At 62.9% G+C, this 17,525-nt stretch carries 14 protein-coding genes; 6 read left to right on the plus strand and 8 right to left on the minus strand.

Annotated elements, in window-relative coordinates:
* Positions 1-1,673: GMC family oxidoreductase (locus ABI660_RS19515; protein ID WP_348071218.1), on the plus strand; the 1,673-nt coding region annotated here is incomplete at its 5' end.
* A 166-nt stretch (positions 1,674-1,839) separates the two neighbouring features.
* On the opposite strand, the gene ABI660_RS19520 is transcribed toward ABI660_RS19515, so the two are convergent.
* Both ABI660_RS19520 and ABI660_RS19525 read right to left on the minus strand, forming a co-directional pair.
* Positions 1,840-2,616, minus strand: a complete 777-nt coding sequence (locus ABI660_RS19520) for a hypothetical protein (RefSeq protein WP_348071220.1) — start codon at positions 2,614-2,616, stop codon at positions 1,840-1,842.
* Between the two features lie 171 nt (positions 2,617-2,787).
* Positions 2,788-3,315 (minus strand): TIGR02281 family clan AA aspartic protease, encoded by a 528-nt coding sequence (locus ABI660_RS19525; RefSeq protein WP_348071222.1) that lies wholly within the window; start codon positions 3,313-3,315, stop codon positions 2,788-2,790.
* A gap of 121 nt (positions 3,316-3,436) precedes the next feature.
* Here ABI660_RS19525 and ABI660_RS19530 point away from each other — a divergent pair, with 121 nt between their 5' ends.
* Positions 3,437-5,725, plus strand: coding sequence for a response regulator (locus ABI660_RS19530; RefSeq protein ID WP_348071224.1), 2,289 nt, complete (start codon positions 3,437-3,439; stop codon positions 5,723-5,725).
* A gap of 157 nt (positions 5,726-5,882) precedes the next feature.
* Here ABI660_RS19530 and ABI660_RS19535 read toward each other — a convergent pair whose 3' ends face one another.
* Positions 5,883-6,347, minus strand: coding sequence for a hypothetical protein (locus ABI660_RS19535; protein WP_348071243.1), 465 nt, complete (start codon positions 6,345-6,347; stop codon positions 5,883-5,885).
* Between the two features lie 14 nt (positions 6,348-6,361).
* Positions 6,362-7,819, minus strand: coding sequence for an ammonium transporter (locus tag ABI660_RS19540; RefSeq protein WP_348071226.1), 1,458 nt, complete (start codon positions 7,817-7,819; stop codon positions 6,362-6,364).
* Positions 7,820-8,170: 351 nt separating this feature from the next.
* Here ABI660_RS19540 and ABI660_RS19545 point away from each other — a divergent pair, with 351 nt between their 5' ends.
* Positions 8,171-8,929, plus strand: a complete 759-nt coding sequence (locus tag ABI660_RS19545) for a TSUP family transporter (RefSeq protein ID WP_348071228.1) — start codon at positions 8,171-8,173, stop codon at positions 8,927-8,929.
* A 130-nt stretch (positions 8,930-9,059) separates the two neighbouring features.
* On the opposite strand, the gene mrdA is transcribed toward ABI660_RS19545, so the two are convergent.
* The 4 genes from mrdA to ABI660_RS19565 form a co-directional block, all read right to left on the minus strand.
* A complete protein-coding gene (gene mrdA, locus ABI660_RS19550) occupies positions 9,060-11,117 on the minus strand; it encodes a penicillin-binding protein 2 (protein WP_348071230.1) in 2,058 nt (685 codons plus the stop codon).
* Between the two features lie 190 nt (positions 11,118-11,307).
* Entirely contained in the window at positions 11,308-11,826 is a 519-nt protein-coding gene (gene mreD / locus ABI660_RS19555) for a rod shape-determining protein MreD (protein ID WP_348071232.1), read from the minus strand.
* Positions 11,823-12,743, minus strand: a complete 921-nt coding sequence (mreC, locus tag ABI660_RS19560; protein ID WP_348071234.1) for a rod shape-determining protein MreC — start codon at positions 12,741-12,743, stop codon at positions 11,823-11,825. Before mreC ends, mreD begins: the two co-directional genes overlap by 4 nt.
* Before the next feature lie 54 nt (positions 12,744-12,797).
* Entirely contained in the window at positions 12,798-13,841 is a 1,044-nt protein-coding gene (locus tag ABI660_RS19565) for a rod shape-determining protein (RefSeq protein WP_077592290.1), read from the minus strand.
* A gap of 238 nt (positions 13,842-14,079) precedes the next feature.
* On the opposite strand from ABI660_RS19565, the gene gatC reads away from it, so the two are divergent.
* From gatC to gatB, 3 genes are read left to right on the plus strand one after another with little or no spacing between them, the layout of a single operon-like run.
* The gene (gene gatC, locus ABI660_RS19570; protein WP_348071237.1) at positions 14,080-14,379 is read left to right on the plus strand and encodes an Asp-tRNA(Asn)/Glu-tRNA(Gln) amidotransferase subunit GatC; all 300 of its coding nucleotides are present in this window, start codon (positions 14,080-14,082) and stop codon (positions 14,377-14,379) included.
* Positions 14,376-15,881, plus strand: a complete 1,506-nt coding sequence (gatA, locus tag ABI660_RS19575; protein ID WP_348071239.1) for an Asp-tRNA(Asn)/Glu-tRNA(Gln) amidotransferase subunit GatA — start codon at positions 14,376-14,378, stop codon at positions 15,879-15,881. The genes gatC and gatA overlap by 4 nt, the downstream gene beginning before the upstream one ends.
* Positions 15,882-15,932: 51 nt before the next feature.
* Positions 15,933-17,393 (plus strand): Asp-tRNA(Asn)/Glu-tRNA(Gln) amidotransferase subunit GatB, encoded by a 1,461-nt coding sequence (gatB, locus tag ABI660_RS19580; protein ID WP_348071241.1) that lies wholly within the window; start codon positions 15,933-15,935, stop codon positions 17,391-17,393.
* Positions 17,394-17,525: the final 132 nt, after the last annotated feature.

The raw sequence follows: 17,525 nt of genomic DNA on the forward strand, positions 1-17,525 counted from the left end.
AACGCGTGCTGCTGATCGAGGCCGGCCGCAAGGACGACTACCACTGGATCCACATCCCGGTCGGCTACCTGTATTGCATAGGCAACCCGCGTACCGACTGGCTCTACAACACCGAGCCCGATGCGGGCCTGAACGGCCGTACCCTGCGTTACCCGCGCGGCAAGACGCTGGGCGGCTGCTCCAGCATCAACGGCATGATTTACATGCGCGGCCAAGCGCGCGACTACGACCGCTGGGCCGAGCTCACCGGCGACGACACCTGGCGCTGGGACAACGTGCTGCCGGGCTTTCGCCAGCACGAGGACCACTACAAACTCGATGTGCCCAAAGGCAAGGCGCAGGCGGTGGTCAATGAGAACTTCCGACGCCTGCACGGCCACAAAAGCCAGCACGTGGCCAGTGACGACCAGGCATGCAGGATGGGCGGCGAGTGGCGCGTAGAAAAGCAGCGCCTGCGCTGGGACATCCTCGACGCCTTCGCCGCGGCCGCGCAGCAGGCCGGCATTCCGGCCACCGACGACTTCAACACCGGCAACAACGAAGGCGTGGGCTATTTCGAGGTGAACCAGAAAAACGGCTGGCGCTGGAACACGGCCAAGGCGTTTTTGCGTCCGGCCTGTTCTGCACGCCCCAACTTCAAGATGTGGACCGGCACGCAAGTCTGCAAGCTCCTTATCGAGCGCCAGGACGACGGCAGCCAGCGCTGCACGGGCGTCGAAGTGTGGACTGGCCACGAACGCGTCCAGGCCTTTGTCACCCGCGACTCCGGCAGGGCAGAAGGAAGGCCGGGCGAAGTCATCTTGAGCGCAGGCAGCATAGGTTCGCCGCACATCCTGCAGCTCTCGGGCATAGGCCCGGCGGGGGTGCTGCAACAGCACGGCATCCCGGTCGTGGCAGACCTGCCCGGCGTGGGCGCCAACCTGCAGGACCACCTGCAGATCCGCTCGGTCTACAAGGTCAACCATCCTGCGGGAGGCAAGGCGAAAGACTTCACGCTCAACACGCTGGCCGGCTCGGTCTGGGGCAAGGCCATGATCGGGCTTGAATATGCGCTCAGGCAAACCGGGCCGATGAGCATGGCGCCGTCGCAGCTTGGTGCCTTCACGCGCAGCTCACCGGACCAATCCTGGCCCAACATTGAATACCACGTGCAACCGCTGTCGCTCGACGCATTTGGCGAACCCCTGCACAGCTTCAACGCCTTCACGGCCAGCGTCTGCAACCTGAACCCAACCAGCCGGGGTACGGTGCAGATCAAAAGCGCGCGTTTCGAAGATGCGCCGGCCATCGCGCCCAACTACCTCAGCACCGCTGAAGACCGGCAAGTGGCGGCCGACTCGCTGCGCGTCACGCGCCGCATCGTGAGCCAGAGCGCACTGGCCGGCTACCAGCCCGAAGAGTTCCGGCCCGGCGTGCAGTTTCAAAGTGATGAAGACCTGGCGCGCCTGGCCGGCGACATCGCCACCACCATCTTCCATCCGGTGGGCACCACCAAAATGGGACGCGACGACGATGCCATGGCGGTGGTGGACTCGCACCTGCGCGTGCGCGGCGTCAAGGGCCTGCGCGTGGTGGATGCCGGCGTGATGCCACTGATCACCAGCGGGAACACCAACTCACCCACACTCATGATTGCGGAAAAAGCCGCGCGGTGGATCCAGGCAGGGATTTAAAGCCCGAAGTTAGGCCGCCACGGTCGCTCGCTTTGAGCTGGCAATGACCGCTCGCCTGGATTTCAAAACAAGCAGGGGCCGCGGAACCGGCTTCGCCGGGCCGCAGGCGCAGCGGCCCCCTCGGGGGCAGGGAGTTACGCGAAGCGAGCGACCGTGGGGGCTTGATTCATTCCGCAATCAGCGCGGCAATGGTCATGCCATCACCTTTCTGGCTGCTGGCGCGCAGCTCGTCGGCGCAAGTCGTCCAGCTTCTGATCTGCTGAACCCAGCGGTCGAACTCGTCCTCGCCCGACGTTGCTCCGGCTTTCATACCGGCCGCGACCGGCTCGGGCCCACACCGTGCTTGCGCCGCATCAATGAAGCCCAGGCGGTAGGACATGACCGCCAGCAACTGCTGCTCGGCCAGCCAGCGCGGGCTGATGACAAACAGGTCGGCCGGTGCCGTGGCGTTCATCTTGTCCAGGATGGCCCGCGGCGTGCCCAGCCCCGCCATGTAGTTTTCAACGCCGCGCGCGATCCGGGTGAAATACGCGGATTGCGGGTCAACGCTCTCTTCGCCATGCTTCACAAGGATCCGGTGCACCCCCAGGGTCGCGCCGCTCGAGACGTGGCGCGCCACGCCGCTCATCCACAAAATAAAGCAGGCGCTGTAGCAGCGTGCGCCGCTGGCGACATGGGTGGCCGCATAACTCTTGTCCAGCAGATTGGCGATCTTGATGGCCTCTGCCACATCGCCGCCCGTCGAATCAAGGTATACCGTGCGGGCAAAACGCCCGTAGTTGTCGGGATGCCGGATAAACTGGATGAGCCGGGCGTAATCACCTTTTTGGAGGGTACCCTGGATCAGCACACCGCGCTGGTAGGCGGAAATGTCGGCAGCTTCTGCCGGCATGCAGATGCCAAAAAAAACACTGACGAAAAAGGTGGCGAAGACTCGCAACATGATGTTCTCCTGCCGCCAGCCTGAAAAAGCTGGGCAGGAAGTCATCGTAGGCGGCGCCCTCTGGCGCGTCAGTCATCAATTACCAGAGCGCCGGTAACTTATTACCGCCTGGTTTTCACCCTATTCCCCGATGGGATGCCTGCGTCTTACGGTACGATCTCCCAACGAAAACTATTTGCTGCGCAGGATCATGTTGTCTCCCGACAGCACGATTTCAAATTTCGACAAAAAGCTCTGACCCAGCAAGGCCACGTCCGGGTCTGGCCCCATCAGTCCCACGCCCACCCGGGTACCCGAAACGCTGGCCGGGCCAACGGACACCGTCACGCCAGGAACAATGCGGCCCTGCAATTCACCGCTGGCGGTTCTGAAGGTGGTCGGCTCGCCCTGCGCCAAACCGGCGGCACGCGCAAACGCCTGGCTGACCACCACCAGCGATGCGCCCGTGTCCACAAGGAATGTCACGGGCTGGCCCTGGATCGCTCCCCGGGCATAAAAGTGGCCATCCCGGGCACGCGGAATCACCAATTCGCCGGTGGTCGCCACGGTCAGGGCAGGAGGCTTCAGCACCTGGCTCATCACGGCGTAGAGCACACCCATGACCACCAGCCAGAAAAGCAGAATGGCCAGCGGGCCCCACTTCAGGCCAGCCCCGGTTTCGCCCGCCTGTTTCGCGCCAGTATTGCCCGGAAGTGCCATGGATGGTTTCAGCTCTGTCTCTGTGATGAGCGCCGGCACGGGATGGTGCGGCTGGAGTCATGATACGTTGCGCAAACGGCAGCAGGCTGATAATGGGCCAGCCAAAACCCCATCTGCCGTGATGCCGTCCACCACCCTAGCCCTTTATCTGCAGACCCAGCGCGCGCAGTACGCGGCGGAGCTGCCGAAAAAGATAGCCGCGCTGGAATCAGCGCTGCGGCAACTCGGTGGCGCGGGTGGACCCAGCGGGGAAGAGGCCGCACTTTCAGCCCTGGCGCAGGCCCACCAGTTGACAGGCTCAGGCGGTACCTTCGGTTTTCCCCTCGTCAGCCAGGCGGCCGCGGATATTGAAAAAGTGCTCTCCCTGCGCGCCGGCGCACCGGGTTTTCCTGACGAAGCGGCCCGCGCGGCCATAGGCGCCGGGCTGCAGCAAATGAAAGCCGCACTGGCTGCCGGGCAACCCGCTACCGAAGCTGAGGCGGTCCTCCCCGACGCCAATGCCAACGGTGGCACAGCGAGCCGGTCGGCCCGGGCGACGCGGCTGCTCCATATCATCGAGGCTAATCAACCGGCGGCCTTCCAGCTGGCCGAGCAACTGAGTCACTCCGGCTACCAGAGCCGCATTTTTGCGCACTCTTCAGCGGCGCACCTTGCGGCAGCACAGGTCGCGCCAGCGGCGATTCTTGCCAATATCGGATTTTCGGCAGACCCCCTGCTGGCGCTCCACACCGCAAGCGCATCCACCCCGGATGGGGGCGCAAGGAACCAGCTGATTTTCATGGGCGGGGGAACGGACTTCCAGACCCGGCTTCAGGCCGTGCGTGCCGGGGCTGCAGGTTATTTTCCGCAGCCGCTGGATGTGAGCGCCATGGCCAGCCTGCTGGACCAGCTCACTTCCGCGGAGCCAACGCGTCCCTACCGGGTGCTGCTGGTGGAAGATGACGAAGGACTGGCCACTTTTTATGCCAACGTGCTGCAGTCGGCGGGTATGGAAACACGCATCGTCACCGAACCCCACCGCGTGATGGCAGCGCTGCTTGAATTTCAGCCCGACCTGATCACCTGCGACCTCCACATGCCGCAATGCAACGGTATCGAACTGGCGACCCTGATACGCCAACAACCTGAATTCCTCCGGATCCCGATTGTTTTCCTTTCGGCCGAAACCAGCCTGGACAAGCAGGCCCAGGCGCTTGGCCAGGGCGGTGACGACTTCATCATCAAACCGGTGACGCCGGCCGCGCTGGTCTCTGCGGCGCAAAGCCGGGCGCGCCGTTACCGCAAGCTGCTGGCCGCCGAAGACACCCTGCGCATCAGCGAAGAGCGGTTCCGCCTGGTCTTCGAAAGCAGCCTGGACGGCTTCCTCCAGGGCCTGGCCGACGGCACGGTGGTCTCGGCCAACCCCGCCGCTTGCGCCATGCTCCGGATGAGCGAGCAGCAAATCCGCGCGGCCGGCATCGCCGGCCTGGTGGACACCGCCGATTCGCGCGTGGCGGCCATGCTCACGCAGACCGGCGGCCGCGGTGAACTCAGCTGCGTGCGCGGCGACGGCACACGTTTTCCCGTGGAGGTGTCTTCATCGCGGCACGTCAGCAGCAACGGCGCCGTGCAGGTCAGCGTGGTCCTGCGCGACATCACCGAGCGAAAGCTCGCCGAGCGGCAAATCATGCAGCTCAATGCCGAACTGGAATCCCGCGTGGAAAAGCGCACCGCCGAACTCACCGCGGCCAACCAGGAGCTGCAGGCTTTTTCCCACGCGCTGGCCCATGACCTGCGGCAACCCTATATCGCCATCAACGGCATGACGCGCCTGCTCGAAAGGGAAATTGCCGCGGCGGTCAACGAGCGCGGTAAACACTACCTTCAACGCATCCGCGCCGGCGTCAATCAGATGAACGAGCGGACCGACAGCCTGCTGGCCCTGGCGCAGCTGTCGCGCATGCAGCTTTACCGCGAACAGGTGGACCTGGGAGCCATGGCCGGCATGGTGCTGGAAACACTGCAGCAGCAAGACCCCGCGCGCAGCGTCACCACCCGCGTCCAGGCGGTGCCCGCCGTGCAGGCCGATGCCGGGCTGCTCCTGCATCTGCTGAACATCCTGCTGGGCAATGCGTGGAAATTCACGTCCTGGCAGGCGCGCGCCGAGATCACGGTGGGTGCCGAGCCGGACCCGAACGGTGAGATGGTTTTTTTCGTCAAGGATAACGGCGATGGCTTCGACATGAGCTATGTCGACAAGCTGTTCACCGCTTTCCAGCGCCTGCATGCCCCCGGCGAATTTGCCGGCGCCGGCATCGGCCTGGCCACGGCGCGCAGGATTGTCATGCGCCATGGTGGGCGTATCTGGGCGATGTCTGCGCCCGGCGAAGGTGCGAGTTTTTATTTCACGCTGGCGGACGGCGCCAGCTAGTGCAGTGTTGCATGCTTGATGGAACAAATAAAAGCGATGGATTTTGGGTCAGGGCAAGGCGTAAACCACAGCGATACCCAAGGTATCGCGCGGATTTGCAACGCAGCCATGGCGCAAAAGACGCACTTTTATGTTCCAGATAGCGTGCAACACTGCACTAACGCAACCCCTTCACGTAACGCGGCGCATCCGGGTCCCGGGGTTTGCGCTCGCGGTGTTTTTCGCTGTCGCCGAACAGGTTGCCAAACGTTGATTCGATAAACCCCGATTCCGGGTAGACCTCCTCCTCGGTATCGACCGAACGGGCACTGCTGTGCCGGTCGGGCACGGGCGCAGGAGCCGGCGGTGCCGCGCTGAGATCCTTGACGGCATCGGCCATCATTTTGACCAGCGGCACCCGCTGTTTGGCATCAGGCGCCGCCATGATTTCTTCCAACCGGTCCGCCCAGACACCAAGGTCGATGTGGCCGTCTTCTGCTGCCTTCTCGCGCGAGAAGCGGACAACTTCGGCGGCATACTCCGCATTGGTCGCCATCCACTCGGTGTCCGTCACGCGCCCGGTCTTTCTCCGTAGCAACACATGCAGGTGGGCGGCGATGGCGATTTTTTCGCTGCTAGGCATGACCGGGCCCTCCATCAGGTACCGACGCGCTCGGCATGCTGGGCAATGTCCAGGCCGTCGGATTCGGCGCTGTCGCTGACTCGCAGGCTGACAAACAGGGAAGTGATCCACAGTGCAATGGCCGTCATGACCAGGCTGTAGCACAGCACGGCGCCCACGCCGATAGCCTGGGTCAGCACGCTGCCCTCCACGCCGGAGATGGTTTTGCTGGCAAACAGCCCGGTCAGCAACGAACCGACAATACCGCCCACGCCATGCACGCCGAACACATCGAGGGAGTCGTCGGCATTGAGCAGGCGTTTGAGCCCGGTCGCCCCCCAGTAACAGGCCACGCCGGCGATCAGTCCGATAGCCAGTGCTGCTCGGGGCGAGACAAAACCGGCGGCGGGGGTGATGGCTACCAGGCCGGCCACCAGCCCTGAGCACAGCCCCAGCAAGGTGGGACGCCCGCGAACCATCCACTCGGCGGCCATCCACGACAGGGCACCGGTCGCCGCGGCAATGTGTGTTACCGCCATCGCCAGGCCTGCTCGCCCGTCAGAAGCAACGGCCGAGCCCGCATTGAAGCCGAACCAACCGACCCAGAGCATGCCGGCACCGGCCATGGTCAGTCCGAGATTGAAGGGCGTGAAGGCCTCACGGCCGTAACCCCGGCGGGGGCCGAGCACATAGGCGCATACCAGCCCGGCCATGCCGGCATTGATATGGACGACCGAACCACCCGCAAAATCAAGCGCCCCCAATTGGGCCAGCCAGCCACCGGGTTCCCAGACCCAATGCGCAATCGGCGCATACACCATCACGCTCCACAGGCTGATAAAGCACAGCATGGCGGAAAACCGCATGCGTTCCACAAAGGCGCCCACCACCAGCGCAGCCGTGATGATGGCAAAAGTCAGCTGGAACATGGCATACACCGACTCCGGAATGTTCGGGGCAATGTGGCTGACGGCGACCTGCTGCGTATCCTTGACGTAATCCAGCCCGGCAAACCAGAGGCGTTCGCCGCCGCCGATGTAGCGGCCCAGTGCGCCGTTGCCCGGCGTGAAGGCCAGCGAGTAGCCCACCGCAAACCACAGCAAGCTGACAGTGGCGCAGATCAGCACCACACAGGCCATGGTGTTGAGCACGTTCTTCTTGCGCACCATGCCTCCGTAGAACAAAGCAATGCCCGGCAGGGTCATCAGCAGAACCAGTGCTGTCGAGGTCATCATCCAGGCCGTGTCCGCGCCATTGAGGGTGTCGGCGGCCACGAGGCCGGGTCGGGTCAGCAGTGCCGGGGCGACGGCGGGTGCAGGCACTGCCGCAGGCGGTGCGGCAAGCGTCGGCGCTGTCGGCGCTGGAGCAGGCGCACCGGCAGCCGGCGCCGACGATACTGGATCAGCAGGTGCGGGAGCTTGCGCACCCGCCAAGGTGGCAGCCAACAGAATGCAAAGTCCCCAACCCAAAGTGATGAACTGCTTGTGATGCATGGTGATCCCTGTTGTTGCTGACCCCATCGGCCGAACAACTCGTAACAGGCATAAGTCGTGCCAGGCAGGGGCCCGACCACCGGAAAGGAATGGATCAAGGCAAGGGAAAATCCCGATGCCCTGCGTGGGTGCGCGCCACTACAGTGAACGACCTGCACACGAGCCAAGCTGCTCGCAGAGGGCCGAGGAGACAAACACGACAAGCACAAGACAAGAGAATTGGCATCCAGAGAGATGTTTTTTACAAAGCACCGGCAACCCTGGTGCTTTTTTTTTGCCCGCTTTGTCCTTCCCCCGCCTCCGTGTGGTGCGTGGCGCGGCCGTCGGCAACTGCAATGAGACAATCTGCCGATGGAATTGCTGATTGTGTCGTTCGCCTCCCTGCTGGCGGGTTTTGTGGATTCAATTGTGGGCGGCGGCGGCCTGATTCTGGTGCCGGCCCTGTTTGCCGTCTTTCCGACAACACATCCGGCCACCCTCTTCGGCGTGAACAAGGGTGCCTCTGTCTGGGGCACGGCAGTGGCTACGGTGCAATATGCCAGGCGCGTCGACATGCGCTGGGCGGCACTGCTGCCCGCCGCGCTGGCAGGTTTCGCTGGATCATTCGCGGGTGCCTGGCTGGTCACCGTGATTTCCCCGGATTTTCTGCGCAAAGTCCTGCCCTTCGTGCTGCTGGCAGTGCTGTTTTACACACTGGCCCGCAAGGAATTGGGCCGCACCCATGCCCCCAGGTTTTCAGGCCGAGCCGAAACCTGGGCGGCTTGCACCATCGGTGTGCTGCTGGGCTTTTACGACGGTTTTTTTGGCCCGGGCACAGGCAGTTTTTTTGTCTTCCTGTTCGTGCGCTGGCTGGGGTACGACTTCTTGACAGCTTCGGCCTCAGCCAAGCTGCTCAACACAGCCACCAATCTGGCCGCATTGCTACTTTTCGCCTACAAGGGCCACGTCTGGTGGCACTTCGCGCTGACCATGGCGCTGGCCAATGTTGTGGGCAGCTTGGTGGGCACACGTTTGGCGCTCAGGCATGGTGCGGGTTTTGTGCGTGTGGTGTTTATCGTCGTGGTCAGCGCGCTGATCCTGAAAACCGGTTTCGACGCTTTTCTGAAATAGCGTGTGCAACGGCCGGATGGAGCATCCTTCGACAGACTCAGGAAAACGGACAGGGTGGGACTCTTAACCCAAGCAGGGACCGCGGGTCCGGCTATGCCGGCCGCAGGCGCAGCGGCCCCCTCGGGGCTATTCAATCCGGATAAACGTCAAGAGGTGGCGTAGCCGGCGTGAGCTTGCTCAGGGCCTCGGCAATCGCCGCCGCCCTGGCGGCCGCGGAAACCCCCGTCCGCGACGTCGCTCCGTTCACGCCCGCCAACAATTCCGTCATGTCGGCCACCTGACGCGGCTTGCCAATCGGCGGACCGGCCAATCCCTTTTGCACCGCCGCCATGTCCACCTCATTGGGGTACTGGCCGAGCAGCATGTAGTCAAACACGCGTCGGGCAATCGGTGCCGCATGGGCAGCGCCAAAACCCGCGTTCTCTACCACTATCGCCAATGCAATTTTGGGGTTCTCGGCAGGCGCAAAAGCCATGTACAGCGCATGATCGCGCTGGTGTTCTTCGAGCTTGCGGGCGTCGTATTTGTCTTTCTGACCCACACCCACAGCCTGCGCGGTGCCTGTCTTGCCGCCGCTGAGGTAAGCCGCCCCGGCGAACACACGGGCCGAGGTGCCTTCCTGCGTCACACCAACTAACGCCTTGCGGATCACCGCCACATTCTCCGGCTTGTAGCCCAGGTTCTGCGCCGGCTCGGGGGTGATGGGCTCGACGGCCCGCGTCATGGGGTTTTGCGTGGCAATCACCAGCCGCGGTTTGTGCTGGATGCCATTGTTCGCCAACGTGGCCGTGGCCTGCGCGAGCTGCAGCATGGTGAATGCGTTATAGCCCTGGCCGATGCCCAGCGAAATGGTTTCGCCGGGATACCATTTCTGCTGGTCGGTCCGCTTGTAGGCCTTGCGCTTCCACTCCTGACTGGGCAGCACACCGCGCACTTCGCCGTTGATGTCGATGCCGGTGATCTGCCCGAAGCCTAGCGGCTTCATGAAGTCGTGCATGGCGTCCACACCGAGGTCATTGGCCAGCGAGTAGTAGTAGACATTGCTCGACTTGACAATGCTCTGGTACATGTCCACCGGCCCGAGCCCGGCTCCGTGGCTGCGGAACTGGTGGCCGCCAAACATCCAGGAGCCGGTGTCGTTGGTGATGCTGCCGGGCTGCCGCTTGCCGGACTCCAGCGCAGCCAGCGCCATGAAGGGCTTGTAGGTGGAGCCCGGCGGGTAGGTACCGCGCAAGGCCCGGTTCAGCAGCGGCTTGTCAATCGACTCGTTGAGCGCCTGCCAGCTTTCGCTGTCGATGCCGTCGACGAACAGGTTGGGGTCGAAGGTTGGCTTGCTGACAAAGGCCAGCACTTCGCCGGTTTTGGGGTCGAGCGCCACCAGCGCACCGCGCCGCTCCCCAAACATGTCTTCCACCAGTTTTTGCAGCTTGATGTCGATCGACAGCATGACGGTGTCGCCGGGGGTGGCCGGGCTGCTGGCGAGCTTGCGGACGGCCCGGCCGCCTGCGGAGGTTTCTACCTGCTCAACACCCGTGTTGCCGTGCAGCTGCGTTTCAAAACTCTGCTCCACGCCCAGCTTGCCGATGTAGTCGGTGCCGCGGTAATTGCCGTCCTCGTCGGTTTCCTCGATCTTTTCCTTTTCACTCCTGTTGATGCGCCCGATATAACCCACCACATGACTGGCCAGCTCGCCATTCGGGTAGCTGCGGAACAGCCGCGCCTTGATATCCACACCGGGAAAGCGGAACCGTTGGGCCGCAAAACGCGCGACCTCTTCGTCCGTCAGCCGCGTGCGGATGGGCAGCGATTCGAAAGTTCTCGACTCTTCGCGCAATTTTTTGAAGCGGCGTTTGTCGCGCGGATGAATCTCCACCAGACGCCCCAGCGCCTCAATGGTCGCCTCGAGATCGCTTACCCTGGACGGCGTGATCTCCAGCGTGTAGGCCGAGTAGTTGGTCGCCAGCACGATACCGTTGCGGTCCAGGATCAGCCCGCGGTTGGGCACGATGGGAACCACTGCGGTGCGATTGCTCTCGGCCTGGGCATTGAGGTCGTCATGCCGCACCACCTGCAGATACACCAGCCGTGCGGCCACCAGCGAGAAAGCCAGCAGAATGATCAAGCCAGCCACCAGCACCCGCGCACGAAAGCGGTAAAGATCAGCTTCGACGTTACGCAGTTCAGTCATGGCCGAGTAACTCTACAACCGGAGCAAATTGCCCGCAACACCACAGTCTTCCCGAAAGGTGAGGCGATGCGAAGCGAGCGTGGGGGCTCTTCAATCAAGCAGGGGCCGCGGGTCCGGCTTCGCCGGCCCGCAGGTGCAGCGGCCCCCTCGGGGGGCAGGGCGCTACACGCAGTGAGCAACCGTGGGGGCTTCATAATGGCCGATTCTCATCCGGATTGGGCGCCCGGCGCTGCGGCGCCAGCAGCATCACGCTGACCACCGGCCACAACAGGGACTCCCCGAGCGGTGCCAGCAACAACATCCAGCCCGGGAAAACGCCACCGCTGATCATGCGGATGATGATTTCCACGCCGTGTGCCACGGCAAACAGCGGCAGGATCTGCAGCGCCTGCGAGGGCACGGTAAACCACAGCAGGCGGCGATGGATCATGGTCGCAAAAAAGCTCAGGGCGGTGTAGGACAGCGCATGCTGGCCGAGCAGGGCCGCCTGGTGCACGTCCATGGCCAGGCCGAACATGAAGGCCAGGCCGATGCCAACACGCTGCGGCTGGTGCACATTCCAGAACACCAGCACCAGCGCCAGGAAGTCCGGCATCCAGGGCACGCGGCCCAATGGCAACATGTCCAGCAGCAAGGCCGCGATCAGAGTCGTCCAGATAAAAAACGGGTTGGCCGGCAGCAGCAACTGCTGGCCCGAGGGCATGATCATTTTCGGCCTCCTTTGCTGGTGGGTGCGGTGGCAGGTGCTGCAGGTGGCACCTGCAACGCAGGGTCGGACACCGGCTTGACCACCATGACATGAAAAGCTGCGTTGACCTGGGCCTGCGGCGTGCAATAAATCCGCGCGAACGCCGACTCGGCGCGGCGCTCTATCCTGTCGATTCTGGCGACCGGCAGGCCTGGCGGGTAAACGCCGTCCACACCGCTGGTCGTCAGCAGGTCGCCCTGCTGTACATCGGAATTGCTGCCCATGAAGCGCAGCTCCAGCCCACCGCCATAGGCCGAGGGCTCGCCGAAAGCCACACTTCGCTCGCCGCTGCGGATATTGAGCACAGGGATAGCCAGCTCGCGATCAATCACCAGCGTCACTTCGCTGACCAGCGGGTGGACGCGGGTAACCTGGCCCAGCACCCCGGATTCGTCCAGGACCGGCGACCCCAGCTCAATACCCTGGACCAGACCCTTATCGAGGATGACCTTGCGCGTGTAGGGATCGGGCGCGTCGTACAGAACCTGCGCCGCCACACCCGTGATGGCCGGCTGCTCCCGCAGCCCCAGCAGCTTTCGCAGGCGCGAATTTTCCTGGGCGAGTTGCTCGACCTGGCTGGCACGCAGCGACTGGGTGGCCAGTTTCTGACGGGCGAGTTCTTCACTGGCGCGCGCCTGGCTGAGCGCCGTGAAGTAACCGCTGCCATGCTGCACAGCCCGGACCGGCTGCAGGGCCAGCCACTGCACCGGGTGCAGCGCCGTGGCGAACGCCGCCCGGATGGGCTGGGTCACCTTGAAACGCAGGTCTGCCACCATCAAGAACAGGGCCAGCGCGCTGAAAAACATCAGCTTGGACAGCGCCGACGGCCCTTGCCTGAAGAAAGGGGGCGGCGTTCTGTCCAGGGTTCCTAAGGGCATGGTCTGCGGTCCATCATGCGCCTTCTCGGCAGCATCGGGGAGATGCTTCCTCGCTTATTCGGACGTAAAGATGGAACCCAGACGGTCCATACGCTCCAGCGCGATGCCGCAGCCGCGCACGACACAGGTCAGCGGGTCTTCGGCCACCAGTACCGGCAAGCCGGTTTCTTCGGCCAGCAGGCGGTCCAGATCGCGCAGCAACGCGCCGCCACCGGTCAGCATCATGCCGCGGTCGGCGATGTCGGCGCCCAGCTCGGGCGGCGTGTGCTCCAGTGCGGTTTTCACAGCGCTGACGATGTTGTTCAGCGGATCGGTCAGCGCTTCCAGAATTTCGTTGGAAGAAATCGTGAAGCTGCGCGGCACGCCTTCGGACAGGTTGCGGCCCTTGACTTCCATCTCCTTGACTTCGGAGCCGGGAAAAGCCGAACCGATGTTTTTCTTGATGGCTTCGGCCGTCGGCTCGCCGATCAGCATGCCGTAGTTGCGGCGGATGTAGCTGATGATGGCTTCGTCGAAACGGTCGCCGCCGACACGCACGCTGCCCTTGTAGACCATGCCGCCCAGTGAGATGACGCCGACTTCGGTGGTGCCGCCGCCAATGTCGACCACCATGGAGCCGCTGGCTTCGGAGACCGGCAGACCGGCGCCAATGGCGGCGGCCATGGGCTCTTCAATCAGGTAAACATCACTGGCGCCGGCGCCCAGGGCGCTTTCACGGATGGCGCGGCGCTCGACCTGGGTGGAGCCGCAGGGCACGCAGATGATGATGCGCGGGCTCGGCTTGAAGAAGCTGCGCGGATGTACCATCTTGATGAACTGCTTGAGCATCTGCTCGGTCACGGTGAAGTCGGCGATCACGCCGTCTTTCATCGGGCGGATGGCCTCAATGTTGCCGGGAACCTTGCCGAGCATGGCCTTGGCTTCGTGGCCGACGGCCTGGATGGTTTTTTTGCCTTGGGGACCGCCTTCGTGGCGAATGGCAACGACGGAAGGTTCATCCAGCACAATGCCGCGGTCGCGTACAAAAATCAGGGTGTTGGCGGTACCGAGGTCGATCGCCAGGTCGGTGGAAAAATACCGACGAAATGTTTCAAACATGGTGAGGGAGTCCGGTTTTTTGGCACTGAGCAAACTTCGCTGCTCTACCACCTTTTATGATTAATCAAAGAGCGCCGATGGCGGGGAAGTGGGTAACACCCTGATTCCCGCGCCTAAAGCGTGCATCCAGCCCTGAGTTCGCTTCAAAGGCGGGATAATAACGCATCCCCCGCAAATCACCGGGCGGCATCCTGCCCATTATTTCATCTTTACACCCGGTTTCAGCCCTCTTTTATTCATGGCACTGACATCCCAAGACATCGCCCGCGTTGCCAACCTGGCAAGGCTGGAACTGCGCCCCGACGAAACCGAGCACACGCTCCGGCAGCTCAACGGCTTTTTTGCCCTCGTGGAGCAGATGGATGCGGTCAACACTGAAGGCGTCGAGCCGCTGGCCCATCCGGCCGCCGTGTTGGGCCAGATTGCCCTGCGCCTGCGCGAGGACATCGTGAGCGAACCCAACCAGCGCGAAGCCAGCCAGCAAAGCGCGCCGGCCGTCGAGCATGGCCTGTTTCTGGTGCCGAAAGTGATCGAATGAGTACCGCCTTGCACGATCTCACGGTCGCCGAGCTCGCGACCCAACTCGCCGCCCGGGAAGTCTCCAGCGTCGAAGTGACGCAACACTTCCTGAGCCGCATTGAACAGCACGCCAGCCTGGGCGCTTTCCTGGCGACCGATGCAGAAGTTTCACTCGCGCAGGCGCGCGCCGCCGATGCGCGGCTGGCCGCTGGCGAACGCAGCCCGCTGCTCGGCGTGCCGCTGGCGCACAAAGACATTTTTGTCACGCGCGATTTCCCGACCACGGCCGGCTCGAAGATGCTGGACAACTACCGCAGCCCGTTTGATGCGACCGTGGTCCGCCAGCTCGGCGTGGCGGTCGGTGGTGCCGGCATGGTGACCCTGGGCAAGCTCAATTGCGACGAGTTCGCCATGGGTTCGGGCAATGACAACAGCGCCTACAAGCCAGTGCAGAACCCCTGGGACACCAGCCGCATTCCCGGCGGCTCGTCGGGCGGCTCGGCGGCGGCGGTGGCGGCGCGACTGGTACCTGCGGCGACCGGTACCGACACCGGCGGCTCGATTCGCCAGCCGGCTGCCCTGACCGGCATCACCGGCATCAAGCCGACCTACGGCCGCTGCTCGCGTTACGGCATGGTGGCCTTTGCCTCCAGCCTGGACCAGGCCGGCCCGATGGCGCGTTCTGCGCTGGACTGCGCACTGCTGCTCTCGGCCATGGCCGGGCCGGACCCGGACCGCGACTCGACCTCGCTGGACCTCCCGGCGCTTGACTACGCTACTGATTTGATAGCTTCCAGCGCACAAGGGGCGGGGGCTGCACCGCTAAAAGGCTTGAAAATCGGGCTTCCGACCCAGTTTTTCGGCGCCGGCTGCTCGGCCGACGTGCTCCAGGCCGTGCGCGCCGCACTGGCCGAGTTCGAAAAACTTGGCGCCACGCTGGTGGATGTCAGCCTGCCGCTGACCGAGTTGTCGATTCCGGTCTACTACGTGATTGCGCCGGCCGAGGCCAGCAGCAACCTGAGCCGCTTTGACGGTGTGCGCTATGGCCACCGCGCAGCGAAGTACACAGACCTCAACGACATGTACAGGAAGTCGCGCAGCGAAGGTTTTGGGGACGAAGTCACGCGCCGCATCATGATCGGCACCTACGTGCTGTCGCATGGCTATTACGACGCGTATTACCTGAAGGCGCAGAAAATCCGCCGGCTGATTGCGCAGGATTTCCAGACTGCCTTTGCACAATGCGACATCATCGCCGGCCCGGTGTCGCCCACGGTGGCCTGGAAAATCGGCGAAAAGTCGGATGACCCGGTGGCCAGCTATCTGGCCGACATCTACACCCTGTCGTCCAGCCTGGCCGGCCTGCCCGGCATGAGCGTGCCGGCCGGTTTTGGCGAGCACCACATGCCCGTTGGCCTGCAGCTGATCGGCAACTACTTCAAAGAGGCGCAGTTGCTGGGCGCGGCGCACCAGTTTCAGCTGGCGACCGACTGGCACCTGCGCCAGCCCACAGGCATCTGAGTGATTCTGAAAATGAGCCAGACCCCACCCCCCGTGAACTCCTTCGCCCAGATGCAGGCCGGCCGGCCCACCGGACCACTGGTGCAGGGTTATGAAGTCATCATCGGCTTCGAGACCCACACACAGCTGACCACGCAATCGAAAATTTTCAGCCGCGCTTCGACTGCGTTTGGTGCTGAACCAAACACGCAGGCCTCGGCGGTTGACTTTGCCCTGCCGGGCGCCTTGCCGGTCATGAACAAGGGCGCGGTGCAACGCGCCATTGAATTCGGTCTGGCCGTCAACGCGCACATTGCAGAAAGCAGTGTGTTTGCGCGTAAGAATTATTTCTACCCCGATCTCCCCAAGGGTTACCAGATCAGCCAGTTCGAGATTCCGGTCGTGCAAGGCGGCGCTGTGGAGTTTTTTCTCGATGGCGAGAAAAAATCGGTGCGCCTGGTACGCGCCCATCTGGAGGAAGATGCCGGCAAGTCCCTGCACGAAGACTTCATTGGTCAAAGCGGGATTGACCTGAACCGCGCTGGCACGCCGCTGCTTGAAATCGTGACCGAGCCTGACATGCGCTCCTCTGCAGAAGCCGTGGCTTATGCGAAAGAACTACACAAGATCGTGACTTGGATAGGCATTTGCGACGGCAACATGCAGGAAGGCAGCTTCCGCTGCGACGCCAACGTCTCGGTGCGCAAGCCCGGCGCCGACCTGGGCACGCGCCGCGAGATCAAGAACCTGAACAGCTTCAAGTTCATGCAGCAGGCCATCGACTACGAAGTGCGCTGGCAAATTGAACAGATCGAAGACGGCCACGCCATCCAGCAGGCCACCGTGCTGTTTGATCCCGACACGGGCGAGACCCGTTCGATGCGCACCAAGGAAGACGCGGCGGACTACCGCTATTTTCCCGATCCCGATTTGCCGCCGCTGGTGATTTCGCGCGAGTGGGTGGAGAAGACGAGCTCTGCGATGACGGAGCTGCCGCGCGTCATGGCGACGCGTCTCGTGGCGGCATGGGGGATTCCCGAGTATGACGCGTCGATGCTGACGCAAAGCAAGGCGATGGCGGCCTATTTTGAATCCGCCGCTGATGCTTGCAAAAATCCAAAGCTGGCTAGCAATTGGCTAATGGGAGAAATTACTCGGCGCTTAAAAGGCGATGAAATTTCCATTGAAGATGCTCCAGTTAGTGCATCTCAACTCGCAAGCCTGATTCGCCGGATTGCAGATGGCGTTATTTCGAACAATGCAGCCAAACAGGTGTTCGAAGCCTTGTGGACAGGAGAAGAACAAGACATTGACGCCATCATCGATGCCAAGGGTCTCACACAAATGAGCGACACTGGTGAGCTGGAAAAAATCATCGATGACGTGCTGGCCGCCAATGCCAAAAATGTCGGGGAAGTGAAAGCCGGCAATGCCAAGGCCATGAATGCGCTGGTCGGCCAGGCCATGAAAGCCACCAAAGGCAAGGCGAACCCGGCCCAGGTCAATGAATTGCTGAAGAAAAAGCTGGCTTAACCCCTGGCCCGCTCAGACGCGGCAACAGCTATCAAAAATATAGCTGCTGGCGCACGTCCATCAGGGGAAAGCGCCCATTTTCTCCGGCGGATTCAAGTACAAAGTGCAACAAATGGAAGTGTAATCGGCTGC

Source organism: Polaromonas sp., from assembly GCF_039930745.1.
Classification (GTDB): Bacteria; Pseudomonadota; Gammaproteobacteria; order Burkholderiales; family Burkholderiaceae_C; genus Polaromonas.

What these genes read in the sequence shown, in the direction of transcription:
- ABI660_RS19520 (WP_348071220.1), bottom strand. Translation starts at nt 2,616, where the DNA reads ATGTTGCGAGTCTTCGCCACCTTTTTCGTCAGTGTTTTTTTTGGCATC.
- ABI660_RS19525 (WP_348071222.1), bottom strand. Translation starts at nt 3,315, where the DNA reads ATGGCACTTCCGGGCAATACTGGCGCGAAACAGGCGGGCGAAACCGGG.
- ABI660_RS19530 (WP_348071224.1), top strand. Translation starts at nt 3,437, where the DNA reads ATGCCGTCCACCACCCTAGCCCTTTATCTGCAGACCCAGCGCGCGCAG.
- ABI660_RS19535 (WP_348071243.1), bottom strand. Translation starts at nt 6,347, where the DNA reads ATGCCTAGCAGCGAAAAAATCGCCATCGCCGCCCACCTGCATGTGTTG.
- ABI660_RS19540 (WP_348071226.1), bottom strand. Translation starts at nt 7,819, where the DNA reads ATGCATCACAAGCAGTTCATCACTTTGGGTTGGGGACTTTGCATTCTG.
- ABI660_RS19545 (WP_348071228.1), top strand. Translation starts at nt 8,171, where the DNA reads ATGGAATTGCTGATTGTGTCGTTCGCCTCCCTGCTGGCGGGTTTTGTG.
- mrdA (WP_348071230.1), bottom strand. Translation starts at nt 11,117, where the DNA reads ATGACTGAACTGCGTAACGTCGAAGCTGATCTTTACCGCTTTCGTGCG.
- mreD (WP_348071232.1), bottom strand. Translation starts at nt 11,826, where the DNA reads ATGATCATGCCCTCGGGCCAGCAGTTGCTGCTGCCGGCCAACCCGTTT.
- mreC (WP_348071234.1), bottom strand. Translation starts at nt 12,743, where the DNA reads ATGCCCTTAGGAACCCTGGACAGAACGCCGCCCCCTTTCTTCAGGCAA.
- ABI660_RS19565 (WP_077592290.1), bottom strand. Translation starts at nt 13,841, where the DNA reads ATGTTTGAAACATTTCGTCGGTATTTTTCCACCGACCTGGCGATCGAC.
- gatC (WP_348071237.1), top strand. Translation starts at nt 14,080, where the DNA reads ATGGCACTGACATCCCAAGACATCGCCCGCGTTGCCAACCTGGCAAGG.
- gatA (WP_348071239.1), top strand. Translation starts at nt 14,376, where the DNA reads ATGAGTACCGCCTTGCACGATCTCACGGTCGCCGAGCTCGCGACCCAA.
- gatB (WP_348071241.1), top strand. Translation starts at nt 15,933, where the DNA reads ATGCAGGCCGGCCGGCCCACCGGACCACTGGTGCAGGGTTATGAAGTC.